A 19397-nucleotide genomic window follows, 5' to 3' on the forward strand; every position below is an offset into this window, starting at 1 on the left:
TTGTCTTCCTCAAGCCAGCTTATTCGTGCGGTGTCGACGCAGTAATTAACCCTTCGCGCGTAGCGTCAGCACGCAGCAGGTCGGCAGCAATACGGCCATCGGCCATCACCAAAATGCGGTCGGCCAGCGCCATCACTTCATCCAGTTCGGACGAGGAGAACATCACCGCCAGGCCTTGATGCGCCATTTTGCCAATCAGTTGATAGACGTCAGTTTTGGCGCCGACATCGATACCGCGCGTTGGCTCATCCAGCAGCACCACCTGCGGGCCGGTCATCAGCGCCTTACCCAGCACCACTTTCTGCTGGTTGCCACCGCTCAGCGAGGTGATCGGCAGCTCGGTATCGCTGACTTTGATCGCCAGGCGCTGCACCATATCGTCCACTTTTTCGCTCTCCTGCTGCGGGCGCAGCAGGCCCAACGCCCGGCGAAAACCGCGCAGGCTGAGGTCGCTCAGCGTCATATTGGTTTTGATCGACATCATGCCGATCATCCCCTCGCCTTTGCGATCCTCCGGCACCAGCGCAATGCCTTTTTTCAGGCGGTACTGGAAGTCGCGCTTGTCGAGGCACTCGCCGTTGAGGTTGATACTGCCGTGCTCGCAGCCCATCAGGCCAATCAGCCCTTTAAACAGCTCGGTGCGCCCGGCGCCCAGCAGGCCGTAAATGCCCACCACTTCACCCTTGCGCAAATTGAAGGAGACTTCGTTCAGCTTGTAGCCGCCGTCCTGGCGCAGCGCGGTCAGCCCGTCCACCTCCAGTACCACCTCACCCTGCTGCGCCGCCGAGTAATCAAACTGTTTTTTCTTATCGCCGACCATCTGGGCGATAATCCACGGCACGCTGGCGTCACGCACTTCACGCTCGCTTATAAAGCGGCCGTCGCGAAAAATAGTGATGTGATCGCCAATCTCCATCAGCTCTTCCAGGCGGTGAGAGATGTAGATAATGGTGACGCCGCGCCGCTTGAGAGCGGCAATCACGTTGAACAGCACTTTCACTTCCGACTGGCTGAGCGCCGAGGTCGGCTCGTCCATAATCAGTACCCGGGTGTCTTTCGACAGCGCACGCGCAATCTCCACCAGCTGCTGGTGGCCGATGCCCAGTTCCCCGAGCGGCGCATAAGGATCGACATCCAGCTCCAGCCGTTCCAGCAGGGCTTTCGCCAGCTGGTACTGATATTTTTCGTTAATCCGGCCACGCTGGAAAAATTCATTACCGATAAAGATGTTGTCCATCACGTTCATATTCGGGAACAGATTCAGTTCCTGAAAAATAATGCTGATACCGTGCTTTTCGGCCTGCTGCGTCGAGTGCAGCGAGACGGCTTCACCGTCGAGGAAAATCTGGCCGGAGGAGGGTACTTCCACCCCGGCAAGCATTTTCATCATCGTTGACTTTCCCGCGCCGTTCTCGCCGATCAGCACGTTGACCTTGTTGCGATAGACGCGATAGTTGACCTGGTCCAGCGCGGTAACGCCGGGATAGATGCGCGAGACGTTGCGCGTTTCAATAATCACTTCTGACTGCTGTTCCGCGTGCGGCAGCACGTCAATCTGATGTTCAGCCATCATGACCTCCTCTACTGACGAACCACGCGGGCCGGTGTCACGTCCGGTGGGGTCTGTGGCACATCCCAGCTGCTGAAGACGCCGTCCACTTCCACCTTATCGCCCACTTTCGGCTGCAGTTTTTTCACCTCTTCAGAGGCGAGGTTATTGATGGCGCGACCGTAATCGCCAAACAGCACCTGATCGTTGAAGTCCTGATAGCTGGAGCCTTTATAGACATCGCGCAGTGCGGTGCCGCGAATAATCGGGCCAATCTGCACCACCACATCCTGACCGCTCAGGTCTTTCACCGTCATTTTTCCGCTGCGCGAGGTGGTATTCACTTTACTGACGGTGCCCTGCACTTTTACCGTAAAGATGCACGGGTTCTCATCCTGGCTGCGGTAACCCAGGGTTTTACACGCCGTGTCAAAATCTTTCGCCGCCGCCAGCGAGCTCATCAGCTCACCCAGCGGTTTCGCTTCACTGAGTACCTGCGGCACAATTTTTTGCTGATAAGTCGCGGTGACGTTGGCCATTGCCGGGTTGGGCGGATTTTTTAAATCGGCCAACTCCTGCTGCGACACAATACGACAGCCCCCGAGGGCTAAAGCGGCCATTGCCAGCCAGACTCGCCTGGACATAACTCTTCTCCTTTGCGCCCCCGCAGGGGCGCAGCAACTTCGATGAAAACGTTAACTCAGGATTTGAAATTAAAGTCCTGCACTTTGTCCGCGTTGTCCTTGTTGATCAGGATGCCGCGGAACATCACGCGCTGTTTCTCGGGTTTGGTGCCTTTCTGCAGGAAATTATCGATGTCGGTCACGCCCTGGGCTGCAATGGCCTGCGCCTGCAGCATCACGGTGGCCTGCAGCGTACCGGCTTTGACGGCTTCGCGTTCGTCGTTGCTGCCGTCGATGCCGACAACAATTACGTCGCTACGGCCAGCGGCTTTCAGCGCGGCAATCGCCCCCAGCGCCACCGGACCGTTACCGCAAATCACCCCTTTCACATCCGGGTGCGCCTGCAGAATACTGTCCATGATGCGCTTGCCGTCGATCAGGGTGCCTTTGGCATCCTGTTTCGCCACGCTCTTCAGATCAGGGTACTGATCCAGCACTTCATGGAATGATTTGGAACGGGTCACGCAGTTGTTGTCGGCGAGGTTACAGGTCAACTCGGCATATTTGCCCTTCTCTCCCATTTTCTCCACGAACACGTTGGCAACGTCAGAACCCGCCTGGAAGTTGTTGTGGGTGATCTGCTCCAGCGCCACGTTGTCGACCGGGATTTCACGGTTAATCAGCACCACCGGAATACCGGCGTCCTTGGCTTTCTGGATAGCGGCTACGCTGGCCGTCGAGTCGGCGTTGTCGAGGATAATGCCCTGCACTTTTTTACCGATAGCGGCATCAATCAGCTCGCTTTGCTTCTTCACATCTTCACCGTGCGACAGCACCGAGGTTTTGTACCCCAGCTCCTGAGCTTTCAGGTTGGCACCCTTGGCTTCCGAGGCGTAATACGGGTTATCCAGTGAGTTAACGAGGATCATGATAGTGCCTTTCTCAGCGGCAGAAGCCGCGTGGGAGAAGGCGCAGGCAGTTGCAAGGGCAAGCAGAGTTAAACGCATTTTCATATTGATGTTCTCTTATAATGTTATGTGTAGGTACAGCATCTTTACTCACGTTCTCTGGTCTGGGCGAAGCACTGACTAAGTGTTACCAAATTGTAAAACCGCCATCGATCATCAGATCGGCGCCGGTGATCATGTCGCTACCGTTGCTGGCAAAGAACAGCACGGCAGCGGCGATTTCATCCGTGTAGGCAAAGCGTCCCATTGGAATCAGTTTCTTCATCGCTTCCCCTTTTTCGCCGCGCCAGGCTTTTTCGCCCATCGGCGTCAGCACTACGGTTGGCGACAGGGTATTCACGTTGATTTTGTGTGGCGCGAACTCTTTCGCCATCACTTTAGTCATGCCGAGCAGACCGGCTTTTGCCGAGGTGTAGGCCACATGGTTATCGATAGCGATCGACGCCGCCTGTGAAGCAATATTGATAATCTTGCCGCCGTTACCGGCCTTAACCATGCGTTTTGCCACCGCCTGCGAGCAGAGGAACGGCCCGGTCAGGTTAACCGCCACCTGCTTCTGCCACTCGTCGAAGTCCGTTTCCAGCACCGATTGCAGCATCACGTAACCTGCGCAGTTCACCAGAATATCGATCTTGCCGTAGTGGGCTTCCACTTGCGCAATCGCCTGTTCTACCGAATGCGGGTCGGTGACGTCGCACTGCACAAACTGTACGCGGTCCGATGCGAACTGCCCGGCGATATCGGCGACTTTACTCTGCTCAAAGGCCGGATAAAGCAGCGCCAGGCTGGCGCCCTTCTCCAGCAGCATCTGATTACTGGCCATCGCGATGCCGCCCAGACCGCCGGTCACCACCGCCACTTTACCGGTCAGATCGCCTTTGGTGTCCACGCCGTAGCGCAGGTTTACGTCATATTCGTTGCTCATTTTCCTGCTTCTCCCTTATGCGGCGGCGACTAGTTGTTCTAAGGTGGCGCGCAGCCCGTCGGCATCAATGCGGAACTGGCGGCGCAGCGCAGCGCGGCTGCTGCTGTGGGTAAATTCATACGGCGGAATACCCAGCGGGATAAAGCGCTGACGCAGGCCGTGTTGGTGCAGCATTTCGCCGATAATGCTGCTCAGGCCGCCGCTCAGCACGTGCTCTTCCATAGTGATCACCTGCGAATGCGCAGCAATCAGCTTGACCACGGCATGCGTATCCAGTGGCCACAGTGACGGCAGGGAAACGATGGTGATGCTGTCATCTTTTGCCGCCAGCGCTTCATGTGCCAGCGTGCCCATGCAGAACACCACGGTCTCTTTGCCCTGCTGGAGCACTTCCGGCTTACCGGGAATAAACTGGTAACTTTCATCGTGCAGCAGCGGCACTTTGTCGCTGTCCATGCGAATATATACCGGGCCTTTATGGCTGATGGCATGGCGCGCAATCGCGCTGGCCTGAATCGCGTCCGCCGGGGCAAAAATTTGCAGATTACCCATCGAGCGGGCGATGGCGATATCGTTAGTACAGTGGTGCGTCGCGCCCAGCGGGCCATAGGCGAAACCGGCATTCAGGCCGAGCATTTTGACGTTGGTTTCGGAGTAGCAAACGTCATTTTTCAGCTGCTCGTTAGAGCGGGCAAACAGGAAAGGTGCCGCGTTGGCGGTAAATACCGTGCGGCCACTCAGCGCCACACCGGCGGCCATGCCGACCATGTTCTGCTCGGCAATGCCGACGTTGATCACCCGGTCCGGAAACGCTTTTTCGAACGGGGCGATTTTGGACGTTGAGGTGGAGTCAGCCACCATCACGCTGAGATCGGCGCCGCGGTTCTGCTCTTCCACCAGCGTATTAATAACTGCATCGCGTAAGTCTTGCATGATTACTCCTCCAGCTCGGCTAACCCAAGGGCCAGCTGCTCATCGTTCGGGACGGCGTGATGCCAGGCGGGGACGTTGGCCATAAAGGAGATGCCGTGCCCTTTCTCGGTGTTGGCCAAAATAACGCGCGGTTTGCCGATGCCCGGCTGATTGACCGCGGCGGCAATCGCCTGGGGATCGTGGCCATCGCACTCCAGCACTTCAAAGCCAAACGCCAGCCATTTGTCCGCCAGCGGCTCCAGCGGCATGATCTCTTCGGTCTTACCCGCCAGCTGCAGGCGGTTGCGGTCAACGATAGCGATCAGGTTTTCCAGCTTGAACTTGCTGGCTGACATTGCCGCTTCCCAGTTTGATCCTTCCGCCAGTTCGCCATCGCCCAGCAGCACGAAAGCGCGGCGATGCGCACGGCCAGAAAGTTTGTTACCCAGCGCCAGGCCTACGCCAATAGACAGGCCGTGGCCCAGGCCGCCGGAGTTAATTTCCACCAGTTCAGGCAGCTTCTGGTGAATCGGGTGGCCGGCCAGCAGCGTGTCGTCGCCCATAAACTGGTCGAGGATCGCCGGGTCCAGCAGGCCCATCGCCGCAGCGCTGCAGTACAAGCCGCCCGCACCGTGCCCCTTGGAGAGGATGAAGCGGTCCTGATCTGGACGGGCGCTGCTACGGTCCATCACCGCCATAAACAGCGTACAGATGATGTCCACCTCAGAGAGGTCGGCACCGGTGTGACCTTTACCTGCCCGATGATTCATTTGCAGTACATAGCGCCGGGCCTGACGCGCAGTCTGTTTGATTGCCTGAAAGTCCATCATTACCTCTTCATCAATGGCGCCGCGCTGAATAGCATGCTGATACGACAGTCAACTGCGGCAAACTCGTTTTCGAATAAAAATATACGCTATCGTTTGTAATCATATTGTGGGGTAGATCATAATTCAAACAAAAGCCGCGCAAATTATTAACCCGTTGTATTTGTTATGGTTAGATTGCTGATATGGGTGTTACCGCTAAACAATATGGATAAAAAGTGAAGTAAATCAATTGCATGACCTTGATTGGGCTTTCATTCGAAAATCGATAGTGATTTTCGCTCTGCTCGCAATTGGCGCATCCGGGGGTTACTATTTGACGCAGAGTCGGGCTGGCACGCATAAAAGGCCAGTAATCAGGCAAATGGAGTGTTTCACTTGAAAAGCAAAAATGAACAATTGGCTGATATGCAGCAACGACGAGAGAAAATCCTCGAAATGATCCGTGAGGACGGTACGGTCACGGTGAAATTGCTGACGGAGACCTTCGGCTTGACCGAAGCGACAATCCGCACAGACCTGCGCATGTTGCAGAAAGAGGGATATGTGCAGCGTTATCACGGCGGTGCCACGCTGATGACCGGTAAGCAGAATACCGGCGCGCTGCTGCTGGAGCGCCAGACGCATCTGGATGCCAAAGATGCCATTGGCCGCCTGGCGGCGCAGCATATCGAAAACGGCGATACGGTGATTTTCGATTCCGGCACCACCACCACCGCCATTGCCAATCATATGAACCATATTCGGCGGCTGTCGGTGGTGACCACAGCGGTGAATATTGCGCTGAAGCTGGGCGGCGAGCCGGGCATCAATATCCTGCTGACCGGCGGCACGTTTAAATTCCCCACGCTCTCCACCTCTGGCGATAAAGCCGCCAGCTTTTTTGAGAACGTGCTGGCCGAGAAGCTGTTTCTTGCCACTGCCTGTATTTCACCGCGCCTCGGTTTAAGCTTCCCCAGCGAGACCGATATCAAGGTGAAAACGGCGATGATCAACTGTGCCAGTACCATCTATGTGGTAGCCGACTCGAGTAAAATCGACAAGGTGTCGATGTTTGCCCTGCCGTGTGAGTGGAGCAAGATCCACTACCTGATCACCGACAGCGGCATTACTCCGGAGGCGGTGCAGGCTTTCGAAGCGCTGGGCGTCAAGGTGCTGGTGGCGGACTAAAAAATTTGGACGGTCGACTGCAAGATGCCAAAGTGCGACAGGTTGCTTACATCTAACATCTGGCAGTGGAATATGACAAGCGGGTGCATGACCATGCACCCGCTGTGAGTTTGTTCATTCCTTAGCTCATAATTGATAAGCCTTGTAATAGATGATCCTTTGCTGATAGCCCTTCACTAAGCATGCGCTATAGTCTGACTGGTAAGCATAGCTTCCTTTAATATCCAGCTGCGCTATCGCCATACACTCATTTTTTATAAAGTCATCCCAGTTTTTTTTTGCAGCCAGTACTGAATGATGGAAGTCAGCAAAGTTATTAAAAGAGGAGTTTGAAGAAATAATCTTATTTAGAAAATTGTTAAATTCTCTTTCATACTCAGTCTGTTTTTTGTTAGAAAGATCCTCCATACAGCCTTGTACCGCTTGAGACATAGGCTTGCTGTAACAACTCTCTACCGTTTCATTCTTGAAATAATCAATCTTATCCTCAGCATCTGAGGCTGTAACAGATAGCATCAAAACAGCCAAAACTCTATATTTTATCATTTCATGCGGCTCTTTATGTAGCCAATACGGTCTCTCGCAGCTTCATCATGGGAGAGCGACACACTGTTCTTAATAAGGTTAATGACATCATTCTTTTGATTCTTACCAATTACGGAGATCATATCAGGCCGCAACCTACCCTGATATAACATATCAACAACCACGTCTTTGAGCGTACTATCAAGGTTCCCCCAGCTAACTGAATCAGACTTCTTGTGTCTATTGTAAAAACACTCAGCATCTTTAGAGTAGCGCTGATAGAGAGAGTCGAATATTCTCAGTTGTTGTGACTCGGTTATTTCGCCTACATCAATTCTGTTTTCTCTAACAAAATCCCCTGCCTGGCAATGCGTAAGTTTAGAACCCTCAGCTATTTTTTTTGCCTGTTCCTTAAGTATGCCTGCCATGGCCAACATATGCATGACCTCTTCCTTAGAACGCCCACCCAGATCCAACCCTCTTCCTATAGTCACACCTGAGTTATTTTTGGAACAGCTCGCTCTGTTTCCGGGCCAATGAATTTTACGGGAATAATATGCACTACCTGAATCATTGTTACCTTCAGCTCTGAAGGTCAAAAGTCCTTCCTTTGGCTCTAACATTGCAATCTCCATATCATTTATTCAGTCATTTAGTCACTGAAAAACTGACTCTCACATTATTCTAACCTTTAAAACTATCACAGTGGTTTTTTAACGAAAAACTATAGATTTTTATTACAAATAAATTCTGAGTGTTGTATTTATTCCCTGCTTTGATTGTTCAATAGGCATATTCGTTGTCTTTAAGATCCTATCTCTGCATAGCGCTATCCGATGAACAGCATGATATGAGGTGGCCTGCATCAATTATTGACTGCGTTAAGCCATCGCTATTGGGAGCAGGCGATGGATCAGGCCAGAAGTTAGCCTATAAAAAAAGGCGTCCGCCATGCTGAGTCAGCTGCTGGCCGGACGCCTTAATCCAAAGCACTCGCTTCACGTTGTGCGAAACAAATGCGTAAGGGTTTACCACTTCCCACTTCTGACGTTGCAACTGCTGTGCCAGTTCCCCGACAGGATACTTTTCTGGCGCTTTTCAGCCACTAAACAGTTTAAAGCCGGGGCGATCCTGCCCTTTTTGCCCCTCACTGAGGCACAAGTGCACGTTTTTTGTGCAGCCTGTTATCTACGGCAGCAGATCTTTCTGGCATTTTGCTGAAAATTTTAAGCCAGCGTGCCAGTTGATTGCGCTAGCAAATAATTAGCGCTTTTAACCCTTTGAAGCTGAAGCGTTTAGCAATGCGCTTGAGATACCCGCACCTGCACATTTAATAGTATAAAAATCCGTTATCGCCATTAATCAAATTGCCGTTTTGTCACCTTTCAGGCAAACTCTGTCACGCCTAAAGTTCGCAGTAACATGTTCGCCGCGCCCCCGCAATGGTTTCCATTCCCAAAAGCGTCAGGTAGACTGATTGCAGATTTATCTTTATGTAAACCCGAGCAATTTTTTACCTGACGCTGACCGGACTTTTTTAGCCCGTCGCAGGCGATTAGGGTGGCTCAGCGCCGCAGCTTTGCGCCTGAAAAGAACCAGATTTTTTGATGATATTCACGAGGACCAATGTGAAAATTAGCATCGCGTTTACCCTGTTAGCCGTGCTCACCTTAGCGGGATGCAAAACACCTCCGCCGCCTGTTGGCGATGATACGATTGTCACCAGTGAAGTTGACGGCGTGAAGCTCAGCCACCGTCATGCGGTGCTGCCGCCAAAATCATTTACCCCGGTGAACGCTGAGTATCGCGCGCTCTATAATGCTTCCGTCATGACCAGCCCGGACTACAGCGGCAAAGTCGTGCGTTATCTGGAAAACGGTAAGCCATTTATCGTACTCGGCGAGGTTGAAAACCGCTGGCTGGCGATTGCCGACGTGCCAGAGAAAGCCGAAGCAAAGGCGGAAGCTGAGGCCGAAGCGAAACCTGATGCAGTGCCCGATGCCAAAGCCCCTGCCGAAGCCGGTGCAGCTGAAGAAAAACTGCCGCAGCTGATTGGCTACGTGCCGCTGAAAGCCGGGGTAAAGAGTGAGCTTTATGACGCCACTCTGCGCAGCGATCGTCCGCGTCCACGTAATAAAAATAATAAAAAAGTCTGCGTCGACGTGGGCGGACAGAGTAAAGCCTGTCGCAATAATGATACGGCGACCTGGATCCTGGAATAGTTGCCTGGCGCGCTACAGCCTGCTGCCAGGGAGGGCAGCAACAGTCCCCATCTACCCTCTGGTGAAGCCCCTTTTTTTGCCAGCTGGCACACAGCCGAGACTAACAAATCCTGATGACGTTGGAACTTCCCGCTGACCCAGCCACTCCGGTCAGCACAGACAATCCCCTGATTACAGCAGCGTCACCGCTGCTGAATGCCATCGTGCAAATCCGCCTGGCGGCCACGCATGACGATCCCGCCGGGCTGCGCCATCAGCTGATCGACGAAATGCGCCAGTTCGAGAGCCGCTGCAAGCAGGCAGCCATGCCGTTCGAGATGATCATCGGCGCCCGCTACTGCCTGTGTGCGGTACTGGACGAAGCCGCGGCGCAAACGCCATGGGGCAGCCGTGGCGTCTGGTCCGGCAGCGGCCTGCTGGTCACTTTCCATAACGAGAGCTGGGGCGGCGAGAAAGTTTTTCAGCTGCTGGCGCGCATTTCGCAAAACCCGGCGCAGCATCTCTGGCTGCTGGAATTGATCCACTACTGCTTACTGCTGGGATACGAGGGGCGCTATCGCGGCATGGATAATGGTCGTCTGCAGCGTGATGCCGTACGCAACCGGCTGGCGCAGCTGATCGCCGACGTGCGCGGCACCGCCCCGCTGCCACCGCTGCAGGTGGCTGAGGGCGCGCAGCACAATGCGCTGTGGCGCCCGCCGGTGCCGCTCTGGGCCTGCACCACCATGGCGGCGTTTATCGCCTGCCTTATCTTCTCCGGTCTTAACTGGCGGCTGGGTAACGCCGCCGAGCCGCTGCTGCGCGCTATCTGGCAGGTACCGCTGCCGAAAGTGGTGGCCGGTCAGCGCGGTGCCGCTCCGCAGGCGTTGATAGACCTGCGCCAGCGCCTGAGCGATCTGATTGCCGCTCGCCAGCTCGACGTCACCGACAGCGCCAACGGCAGTAAAGTGATTATCGCCGCCGACCGCCTGTTTAGCTCGCCTGCTACCGTCCTGTCGCCCGAAGGCCGGGCGCTGGTGGCGCGCGTTGCAACGGCGATGGAGTCAGGTAAAGGCACGATTGTCGTCAGCGTGTTCACCGACGATCGGCATATTCGCTCCAGCCGCTTCCCCTCAAACTACGAATACTCTACCGCTCAGGCTCGGGCCATCAGCACCATGATGGCGCAGATGATCGCCCAGCAGGGGATCAGCATACGTGCTCAGGGGCGTGGGGACAGCGGTGCGCTGCTGCCTAACGATAGTCCGGAAAATCGGGCGCAGAACCGCCGTGTCGAAATCACCCTGTTTGCTGCTCCGGATAGCGATGACAGCAGCCCAACTACGGGGAAAAAATAAGTTGAAAACCTTTTTCTCATGGCTTTCCAGCCGCCTGCTGTGGGGCCTGCTTGGGATCACCTCGCTTTCCGCCCTGATCTGGATGGTTGGCCCGCTGCTGACCTTTACCCGCTTCCAGGCGCTGGAAAGCCCGCTGAACCGCCAGCTGCTGATTGGCCTGTGCTATTTCCTTTGGGTGCTGTTCCAGCTGATCCCTCAGCTCTACCGCGCCTGGTTCAACAGCAAGCTGCTGACCCGCCTGCAGCTCAGCAACAGCGACCATGCGGAGCTGCAGGCCACTGGCGAAATGCTTGATAACCGCTTTAGCGAAGCGGCGCTGCTGCTGAAGAAAACCCAGTTCGGCAAGCGCGATAAAGGGTTCCAGCGCTTCAGCGCCCAGTACCTTTATCAGCTGCCGTGGTATTTGATTGTTGGCGCACCCGGTGCCGGTAAGACCACCGCGCTGATCAACTCCGGGCTGGAGTTTCCCCTTAGCGACGCGCTGGGTAAAACCGCACTGCGCGGCGTGGGCGGCACGCGTCACTGCGACTGGTGGTTCACCGACCGGGCCGTGCTGCTGGACACCGCCGGGCGCTACACCCTGCAGGAGAGCCAGCGCGTGCGCGATGCCAGCGAGTGGCAGACCTTTATCACGCTGCTGAAGCGCTACCGACCGCGCCAGCCGATCAATGGCGTGATCATGACCATCAGCGTCGCCGACCTGTTAAGCGACTCCGCAGAAGTGCGTCACGCCCAGGCCAGCGCCCTGCGCAAGCGTATGGCGGAGCTGCATCAGCAAACCGGGATCCACTTCCCGGTGTATATCATGGTGACCAAAACAGACCTGCTGAAAGGCTTTATGAGCTACTTTGCGCGGCTGGATAAGAGCCAGCGCGACCGGATCTGGGGCTTTACCTTCCCGTGGGAGGCCAGCCGCCAGAGCGAGCACCGCCTTAATGCGCTGTTTGAACAGCAGTTCAGCCTGCTCAATGCGCGGCTGATGAGCGATCTGAGCGGTAAAATGGCGCAGGAAGGTGACCTGACGCTGCGCGCCGAGTGCTTCCAGTTCCCGCAGGAGTTTCGCGCTCTGCGCCCGCTGCTGGCTGAATATCTCGATATCGTCTTTACCCCGGACAATGACGACGTTCCCTGGTCGGCGCGCGGCCTGTTCTTTACCAGCGGAACGCAGGAAGGCTTGCCGTTTGACCGCGTGATGGGCGAACTGTCGCGTAAGCTCCAGCTGCCGCAGGCTCAGGGCCAGTCGATTGCCAGCTGGGACAGCGTCAACCGCAGCGCGCCGATCCCGGCCAACAAGGGCCAGAGCTTCTTTATCCGCGGGCTGCTCAGCGATGTGGTATTTAAAGAGAGCCGCCTGGCCGGCAGCGACCGCCGCTGGGAGCACCGTAACCGCCTGCTGCACTGGACCGGCTACAGCACGCTGGCGGTTGCCCTGCTGGCTGCTTCGGCACTCTGGCTGACCAGCTACTACAAGAACCACCATTATTTGCAGGAAGTCGCTACCCGCCTGCCTGCCGTCAACCAAGCGGCCACGCGGCTGACGCAGGATAATCACGGGGATATTGTGGATCTGCTACCCTTCTTAAACAGCCTGGTTTCCCTGCCGCAGAGTCAGGCATTCGCGCTGGATAAGCCGCCGCTCACCCTGCGCGGTGGCCTGTATCGCGGCGACCAGATTAGCGAGGCCGCCTGGGGACTGTATCAGGGCGCGCTGAAGTCGCTGCTGTTGCCGCGTGTCGCCCAGACGATTACCCAGACGCTGCGCAGCGACAGCGGCGAAGATGCCGAGTTCAGCCGTAATGCGCTGCGCGCTTATCAAATGCTCTACCAGCCGCGCAGCTATGACGGTGAGTTTTTACGCGGCTGGGTGATGCAGAACCTGCAGCGCAGCCTGCCGGCCAGTGTGACCACGCGCCAGCTGCAGCAGCTGGACTGGCACCTCAGCCAGCTGCTTGACCGCCAGATCCTCAGTTCACCTTATCTGCGTGATAATGCGCTGATGATGAAGAAGCTGTCGCTTAATCTGGAGAATGCCGGGCATCAGGCTGACCCTGACGAGCCGCTGGCGGTGTTAAAGCCCGTTAGTGGACAAACTGCCGCATTGCATAAATAAGGTCATCACTATGGCAGCCAATAATGACCTGGGATGGTATGGCAAATTGCCGACAGCGGGCGATTTTTTGCAGCACCGGATGCCGGAAGCACTGATTAACAGCTGGTCCAACTGGTTCCAGCTCGGGCTGATCCACTGGCATCACCATCATGATGGCGCCAGCGATCTGTTCAGCCAGGCGCCGGTGTGGAATTTTGCCCTGCCCGCCACCCTTGGGGTGCAGCGGGTGCAGCTGGGCTGCCTGATGCCGTCACGCGACCGCGTCGGGCGCGCCTGGCCGCTGCTGGTGCTGCAAAGCGTGCCGATGAAATACTGGCACCCGGCACAGCTGGCGATCTCCGGTGACTGGTTCCAGGAAGTGGGCTCCACCATGGTTCAGGCGGTGCAGCAGCGGCATACTGCAGAGTGGCTGGAGCAGGCGCTGTGCGGCATTGCTCCGCTGTCGCTGCCTGACACCGGGCGCTCCGATATTATGGACGTGATTGGTTACCAGGATCTGCCCTGCACGCTCGACTGGCGCGAAGTCGCAACGCGTTTTGACCCATTACAGTACACCAGCTACTGGTGGACCAATCAGAGCGACGGCTACCCGCTGGCCAGCCATAAACACAGCGGCAACCTGACCGCACAGCTCTTTTCACAACTCTTTCATCCGGCTGCTGCAGCGCAGCCGGGCCGTCATGGGCTCTATCCACCGATGTTTGAATAGAGTCATTTGGCCCTGGGGCCTCAGTGCAGGAAACGCGCATGCGATTGACCATTTTGCAGAACCAGGCCGAGGCTCCGGTAGCCACCTGTGATTTTGTGCCGCCTGGCGGCACCATTGGCCGCAGCGTCGATAATGACCTGGTGTTGCCCGATCCCGATCGGGCGATTTCCCGCCTGCAGGCGCTGGTACACGTTGCCGCTAACGGCGACTGTCGCCTGACCAATCAGGGCAGCGTCATCGCCGTGATCCACAACGGCAACGAACTGACGCGCGGCAGCCAGGTGATGCTCGATCACGGTGATACGCTGTCGATTGGCTCATACCAGATTGGCGTCAGCGACCCGCTGCGCGCCGCTCAGCCGGACGCTACGCCGGCGTTTGATGACCCGCTGTCGCTGTTTGAGGATGATGGCGCGGGCAATGACCAACTGTTGGCGATGCAGCCGCTGGCCAGCAGCCCGCTGCCGGTGCAGGACGGACTGAGTGCCGAAGAGCAGGAGCTGCGCGCGCAGCGTCAGGCCGTGGGTCGCCTCGGCATTGACCCGGTCGCACACGACGCTCCGCCGGTAGAGCCAGGCGCAGCTGCGCAGGGCAACCGTGAGCAGCGCCTGATGGCCGCGCTGCTGGAGGGGATGGGGCTGGATACCACGCTGGATAAAACCCCGCTGACGGAAGATCAGATGCGCACCACCGGACGGATGCTGAGCCTGTTTTCCCAGGGCACGGTGGCGCTGCTCTCCTCCCGCTCGATCCTCAAACGCGGGGTGAAGGCGGAGATGACCATGATCCTCAACGAGGCCAATAATCCGTTTAAGATCCTGCCGTCCGGCAAAACCGTGCTGATGCAGATTTACCAGAGCCAGATGCCCGGCTTTATGCAGCCGGAGCAGGCGGTGCGCGATGCGCTGGTCGACCTGCAGGCCCACCAGCTGGGGATGATTGCCGGGATCCGCGCCATCATCGCCGCCATGCTGCAGTCGTTTAATCCGCAGCGGCTGGAGGAGCACGCCAGGCGCGATGGCGTGATGCCGCGTTTCGCCCTCAGCAGCGCAAAGAAGGCCCAGCTGTGGGACTACTTCATGCGCCACTATCAAAACACCTCGGGCGAAATTGAGGATGATTTCCACACCCTGTTTGGAGAAGCGTTCCTGCAGGCCTACGACATGGAAGTGAATCAATACAAAGACTCACAAACCCGACCGGAAGACGTATGAATATCAATTTTTCCAGCACCTCGCAGATCGGCGCGCGCGTGAGCAATCAGGACACCACGGGAGCCCTGTTAGGCGACCACCATGCCTGTTTTATGGTCTGTGATGGCGTGGCGGGCAACGCGGGCGGCGAGCTGGCGGCCCGCATCGCGCGCGACACGCTGCTGGCTCAGCTGGACGGCGACAGGCCGTTTCAACCTCAAAATACCGCCACCCTGGTCGAAAATACCGAGCTGGCGATACGCGCGGCGCAGCGGAATAATCTGAATTACAGCCAGATGAGCACCACCCTGGCGGCGCTGTTTATCGACCGCGATGCGCTGCAGGCCTGGTGGGTACACGCCGGTGACAGCCGGGTTTATCACTTCCGCCGGGGTCTGATCCATGCGGTGACTCGTGACCATAGTCTGGCCCAGCAGCTGCAGGATGCTGGCTATGAAAATACCGGAATTAACAGTAATTTACTTTATAATGCGCTCGGCGCAGATGTCTCCCATCCCCACGGCTACAGCGAAGTGCTGCCGCTGGAAGATGGGGATGCATTTTTGGTCTGCACCGACGGTTTCTGGAGCAACCTCACGCCGGGTGAAATGGAGCAGGCGCTGCGCATGGTGAATTCACCGCAGGAGTGGCTGGCGCTGATGCAGAAAGCCATCGATCGCAGCGCAAAAACCGATAACCTGAGCGCCGTAGCCGTCTGGGTTGGCTCGCCGCAGGAAACCACATTACTCTTTTCGATGGCGGATTCGGCTCGTTTTCTCCCGCCACGCGATTAATACCAAGGAATGCTATGAAATTTTGGTTGCCAGCTACTGTGACACTGTTGTTAGCCGCCAATGTCCAGGCGGCAGATTATCGGGTGGTCTACTCCCCCAGCCTCGCGCTGGAAGTCTTTATCGATAATGTTGCCAGCAACACGCCTGCGGCCTGGTGTCAGGAGACGCTCAACCTGCGTATCGTCTCAGGCAAGAGCACCGAATCCGGCGTGCTGACCAGCTTCCTGCCCCGTGTGGGCAACCTGCTGCAGAACCAGTGCGGCAAGCTGCTGGAGCTGCCGTGGCAGATGACCAATAACGACGGTACGGTGCTGGCCGCTGGCACCGCGGCCAAGGAACAGGGCTGGCGCCCGATTGTCACCGCAGACTCGACCGCCACCGCCACCGCCAGCAATGCCGCACCGCTCGACCTGTCACAGCCGGCAAATGGCGAACCGTTGCAGCATTTTGATCTGCCCGGCGGCTGCCATTTTCGCACCTGGTGGGATGATAACGGCCAGTCGCTGTTTATCCCGGATGAGAAAAGTATGACCTGCTCCACCGAAGGCTGGCTGGAGGGCCACAGCACCCTGACGCTGGCACGCGACGGTAAGAGTGAGGCGCTGCAGGTTAATTTCTACCAGGGATACCCGCTGCTGCATCTGCACCCAAAACCGGACGCTTTAGATGTCGTGGCGGTCAATAACCAGCGCCTGGTGGTGACGCGTGCCGATGCCGCCGATAGCTGGCTGGTGCTACCTTTCAATAACCCCCTGCACGCCTGGTCGTTTGACGGTGCGCTGCTGGTGAAAATGGACAGAGCGCAGGCCGGTGACAGCGCCGCGCTGAAAGCACGGGTGGATGCCGTGCGTAAAACCTGGTCCGACGTGATCGACACCGGGGTAAAAGTCAATGTGCTGTTGGTGGATGACCTGCACGCCGACCTGGCCGACCCGGCGATTGGCGCCTGGCGTACCGTTAATTAACCCTCAGCCCAATATGCGCCAGGAGAGCTCGACGATGTCGGCAAACGAACAGCAAAAAAACGTGCCCAATGCCCTTCCGGCTGGCTACCGGTTTAACGAGTTTGAAATTAAGGAAGTGATTGGCGGTGGGGGTTTTGGCATTGTCTATCGCGCCTGGGATCACCTGCTGGAGCGCACCATTGCCATCAAAGAGTATATGCCGATCTCACTGGCCAGCCGCAGCGACCAGCTGGCCATTACCCTGCGCGGTGAACGTTACCAGAAGCTGTTCAGCGCCGGGCTGAACAGCTTTATTCAGGAAGCTCGACTGCTGGCCCGCTTTAACCACCCTGGGCTGCTGCACGTGCTGCGCTTCTGGGAGGAGAACGGGACGGCCTATATGGGGACGCTGTTCTACAGCGGCATGACGCTGAAGGAGTGGCAGCAGACCAGCCCGCAGACGGTTAACGAAGCGTGGATCCGCCAGCTGTTACCGCCGCTGTTTGGCGCAATCAACACCATTCATCGCGCTGGCTACCTGCACCGCGATATCTCACTGGATAATATCCAGATCCAGGAGAACCAGCTGCCGGTGCTGCTGGACTTCGGATCGGCGCGTAAAGAGATTGGTAATCTTTCCGATGAAACCGAAATTATGCTCAAACCCGGCTATGCGCCGATTGAGCAGTACAGCGAAGAGGGCGACAGCGACCAGGGGCCGTGGACGGATATCTACGCGCTGGGCGCGGTACTGCATACGCTGGTGACCGGCAGCCCGCCGCCGGTGAGCGTGGTGCGCTGTATTGAAGATCATTACCAGCCGCTGAGCACGCTGTTACCGGAAGGTTTTTCACTGCCGCTGCTGCATGCCATTGACCGTGCGCTGGCGATGGATCCACGGCAGCGCCCGCAGTCGATTGATGAACTCGCTGCGCTGATCGACCTACCGGTGAGTGAAGTGGCGGAGCTGGTCAACAACGTCGCCCAGCCGCTGGAAGAGCAGGAACCGCTGCCGGAGCCTGAACCGGTGGTGCTGGCGGTGAACCCCACTGCCGGAGCGGCGGTGCCGGTGATGACGCCACGCGTGGCAAAGCGGCTGTCGCGCCCGCTGATGCTGATGAGTTTACTGGCCGTGGTGGCCGTGGCGGCGCTGGTCTGGGGCCTCAACGCTAACGATAGCACCCCGCAGAAGCAGCCGGCTGCGGCAGCCAGCAGCAGCCAGCCGCCCGTCAGCACGCCAGCCAACAACGCAGCGGCCAGTGCACCGGCGATGGCAACGGTGTATCTCAAGCTCAACGCCGGCGAGTCGCTACTGCTGAATGGTAATGTGATGGAAGTGAAGCCGAATAACAGCGGCTATGCCTCGCTCAACCTCGCCGCCGGGGATTATCATCTGGAAGTGCGCAGCGCCAGCAGCGTGCACAGCCAGCGGCTGAAGATTGACCGCGCGGGAACCTGGCTGATCAATCCCGGCCAGTAATGTCGTTTGCCGGGCGGACAGAAACAGAAATGTCGTTTGCCGGGCGGACCGAAAAAGAGGGTCCGCCCCTACGCGACCACTCCGGCCTTTATCTGGGTCGACCCGAATTCCAGCGACATTCAAGCCTTTGTAGGGGTCGACCGCTCTTCTGGTCGACCCGAAATCCAGCGACACCCCGGCCTTCGTAGGGGTCGACCGCTTTTCTGGTCGACCCGTCATGCGCTATTTATCCCACCATCCCGTTATGGCACTGCTGCAGCTCGCGTACGCGCTGCACCAGGTCGGTCAGACAATCGTCATACATCCCGCGCCGTTTCAGCTCCTGCTCAAGCGAGAACAGATACTGGGCATTGGTGCCGAGCGGTCCTTTGGCCTGCGCGATCAGCGGCGCGATAGTTTTCGGGCAGGAGTCGGCTTCGTACAGGGCGTGGCGCGGATCCATAACAAACACCAGCGCCGTCACGGTGCGGCCATCGTCCAGCGCCAGGTCACACCAGGTGGGCAGATAGCAGCCGGTGACCATCTCGCGCTTCCACAGCAGCTCGAGTTCCTCGTGCAGTTTGGCTTCGGGCAGGCAGAAAGCCAGCCCGGTGGTCTCGCCACCCTCTTTCAGCGCCAGCATGCGTCCCGGCTGGACCGCTGTCCCGCGTCCGGCGGTCAGGCGCAGGCAGAACGCCCGGTGCCAGCCCTGCAGCGTGCCCGCTGCTACTTCATCCGCTTCAAACACCGGGTTCCACATTAGCGAGCCGTAGCCAAAAATCCACACCGGGCTGTGATCGGGACGACAGGCCAGCGTTGCCGCAAGGGACGCGGCACGCTGCTCACTGGTCCACAGCAGCGACTCCTCAATATCACCAAAGGCGGTTTTACAGTCTGCTTTTAATAAGAAATCTCTTGTTAACATTGCCACCTCCCACGCCACTGCCCTGAATCCGCGCTGTTATCACTGCTATCCCTGGAAAATGCGCGTTTTCAGCAAAAAACTGAACGCTTTTAACGACCTTATGCATTTATGCGACTGCAATCAAGTTTGAACCTAATCACAAAAGAAAAAAAGTTTCACTTAAGCGATCGGCAGCAGGCCGGAAATCTTTATGGTGAGCGGAAAA

18 protein-coding genes are annotated in these 19397 nt (G+C 57.2%); 9 read left to right on the plus strand and 9 right to left on the minus strand.

What is annotated here, in order from left to right:
* Positions 1 to 19: 19 nt before the first annotated feature.
* The 6 genes from ID864_RS15465 to ID864_RS15490 all read right to left on the minus strand — a co-directional run bounded on the left by ID864_RS15465 (position 20) and on the right by ID864_RS15490 (position 5804).
* The gene (locus tag ID864_RS15465; protein WP_099755210.1) at positions 20 to 1570 is read right to left on the minus strand and encodes a sugar ABC transporter ATP-binding protein; all 1551 of its coding nucleotides are present in this window, start codon (positions 1568 to 1570) and stop codon (positions 20 to 22) included.
* A gap of 11 nt (positions 1571 to 1581) precedes the next feature.
* Positions 1582 to 2193: a DUF2291 family protein gene (locus ID864_RS15470; protein WP_048918588.1), complete on the minus strand. Its 612-nt coding sequence runs from the start codon at positions 2191 to 2193 to the stop codon at positions 1582 to 1584.
* 56 nt (positions 2194 to 2249) lie between these two features.
* Positions 2250 to 3185: a D-ribose ABC transporter substrate-binding protein gene (locus tag ID864_RS15475; protein WP_048918589.1), complete on the minus strand. Its 936-nt coding sequence runs from the start codon at positions 3183 to 3185 to the stop codon at positions 2250 to 2252.
* Positions 3186 to 3267: 82 nt separating this feature from the next.
* The gene (locus tag ID864_RS15480; protein ID WP_048918590.1) at positions 3268 to 4065 is read right to left on the minus strand and encodes a GolD/DthD family dehydrogenase; all 798 of its coding nucleotides are present in this window, start codon (positions 4063 to 4065) and stop codon (positions 3268 to 3270) included.
* A gap of 15 nt (positions 4066 to 4080) precedes the next feature.
* Positions 4081 to 4998, minus strand: a complete 918-nt coding sequence (locus tag ID864_RS15485; RefSeq protein WP_048918591.1) for a transketolase family protein — start codon at positions 4996 to 4998, stop codon at positions 4081 to 4083.
* 2 nt (positions 4999 to 5000) lie between these two features.
* Entirely contained in the window at positions 5001 to 5804 is an 804-nt protein-coding gene (locus ID864_RS15490) for a transketolase (protein WP_048918595.1), read from the minus strand.
* Between the two features lie 378 nt (positions 5805 to 6182).
* On the opposite strand from ID864_RS15490, the gene ID864_RS15495 reads away from it, so the two are divergent.
* On the plus strand, positions 6183 to 6974 hold the full coding sequence (locus tag ID864_RS15495) for a DeoR/GlpR family DNA-binding transcription regulator (protein WP_048918592.1): 792 nt from the start codon (positions 6183 to 6185) through the stop codon (positions 6972 to 6974).
* A 126-nt stretch (positions 6975 to 7100) separates the two neighbouring features.
* On the opposite strand, the gene ID864_RS15500 is transcribed toward ID864_RS15495, so the two are convergent.
* Complete coding sequence (locus tag ID864_RS15500) at positions 7101 to 7520, minus strand: DUF1311 domain-containing protein (RefSeq protein ID WP_191150041.1); 420 nt, start codon at positions 7518 to 7520, stop codon at positions 7101 to 7103.
* Positions 7517 to 8122 carry a pesticin C-terminus-like muramidase gene (locus ID864_RS15505; RefSeq protein WP_191150042.1) on the minus strand — a complete coding sequence of 202 codons (606 nt, stop codon included), beginning with the start codon at positions 8120 to 8122 and terminating at the stop codon, positions 7517 to 7519. The genes ID864_RS15500 and ID864_RS15505 overlap by 4 nt, the downstream gene beginning before the upstream one ends.
* 1005 nt (positions 8123 to 9127) lie before the next feature.
* On the opposite strand from ID864_RS15505, the gene ID864_RS15510 reads away from it, so the two are divergent.
* The 8 genes from ID864_RS15510 (at position 9128) to ID864_RS15545 (ending at position 18288) form a co-directional block, all read left to right on the plus strand.
* Positions 9128 to 9721 carry an SH3 domain-containing protein gene (locus ID864_RS15510; protein WP_318153235.1) on the plus strand — a complete coding sequence of 198 codons (594 nt, stop codon included), beginning with the start codon at positions 9128 to 9130 and terminating at the stop codon, positions 9719 to 9721.
* A gap of 113 nt (positions 9722 to 9834) precedes the next feature.
* Positions 9835 to 11058 (plus strand): type IVB secretion system protein IcmH/DotU, encoded by a 1224-nt coding sequence (gene icmH / locus ID864_RS15515; protein WP_048916240.1) that lies wholly within the window; start codon positions 9835 to 9837, stop codon positions 11056 to 11058.
* Complete coding sequence (gene tssM / locus ID864_RS15520) at positions 11027 to 13168, plus strand: type VI secretion system membrane subunit TssM (RefSeq protein WP_099754002.1); 2142 nt, start codon at positions 11027 to 11029, stop codon at positions 13166 to 13168. Before icmH ends, tssM begins: the two co-directional genes overlap by 32 nt.
* A gap of 10 nt (positions 13169 to 13178) precedes the next feature.
* Complete coding sequence (gene tagF / locus ID864_RS15525; RefSeq protein ID WP_048916242.1) at positions 13179 to 13877, plus strand: type VI secretion system-associated protein TagF; 699 nt, start codon at positions 13179 to 13181, stop codon at positions 13875 to 13877.
* Between the two features lie 38 nt (positions 13878 to 13915).
* Positions 13916 to 15091 carry a type VI secretion system-associated FHA domain protein TagH gene (gene tagH, locus ID864_RS15530; protein ID WP_048916243.1) on the plus strand — a complete coding sequence of 392 codons (1176 nt, stop codon included), beginning with the start codon at positions 13916 to 13918 and terminating at the stop codon, positions 15089 to 15091.
* A complete protein-coding gene (locus ID864_RS15535) occupies positions 15088 to 15864 on the plus strand; it encodes a PP2C family protein-serine/threonine phosphatase (RefSeq protein WP_062818284.1) in 777 nt (258 codons plus the stop codon). Before tagH ends, ID864_RS15535 begins: the two co-directional genes overlap by 4 nt.
* 14 nt (positions 15865 to 15878) lie before the next feature.
* The gene (locus ID864_RS15540) at positions 15879 to 16829 is read left to right on the plus strand and encodes a hypothetical protein (RefSeq protein ID WP_191150043.1); all 951 of its coding nucleotides are present in this window, start codon (positions 15879 to 15881) and stop codon (positions 16827 to 16829) included.
* A gap of 34 nt (positions 16830 to 16863) precedes the next feature.
* Entirely contained in the window at positions 16864 to 18288 is a 1425-nt protein-coding gene (locus ID864_RS15545; RefSeq protein ID WP_191150044.1) for a serine/threonine protein kinase, read from the plus strand.
* 226 nt (positions 18289 to 18514) lie between these two features.
* Here the strand turns inward: ID864_RS15545 and ID864_RS15550 are convergent, their stop codons facing one another.
* Complete coding sequence (locus tag ID864_RS15550; RefSeq protein ID WP_048916248.1) at positions 18515 to 19192, minus strand: gamma-glutamylcyclotransferase; 678 nt, start codon at positions 19190 to 19192, stop codon at positions 18515 to 18517.
* Positions 19193 to 19397: the final 205 nt, after the last annotated feature.

The sequence above is a fragment of the Erwinia aphidicola genome, from assembly GCF_014773485.1.
GTDB lineage: Bacteria > Pseudomonadota > Gammaproteobacteria > Enterobacterales > Enterobacteriaceae > Erwinia > Erwinia aphidicola.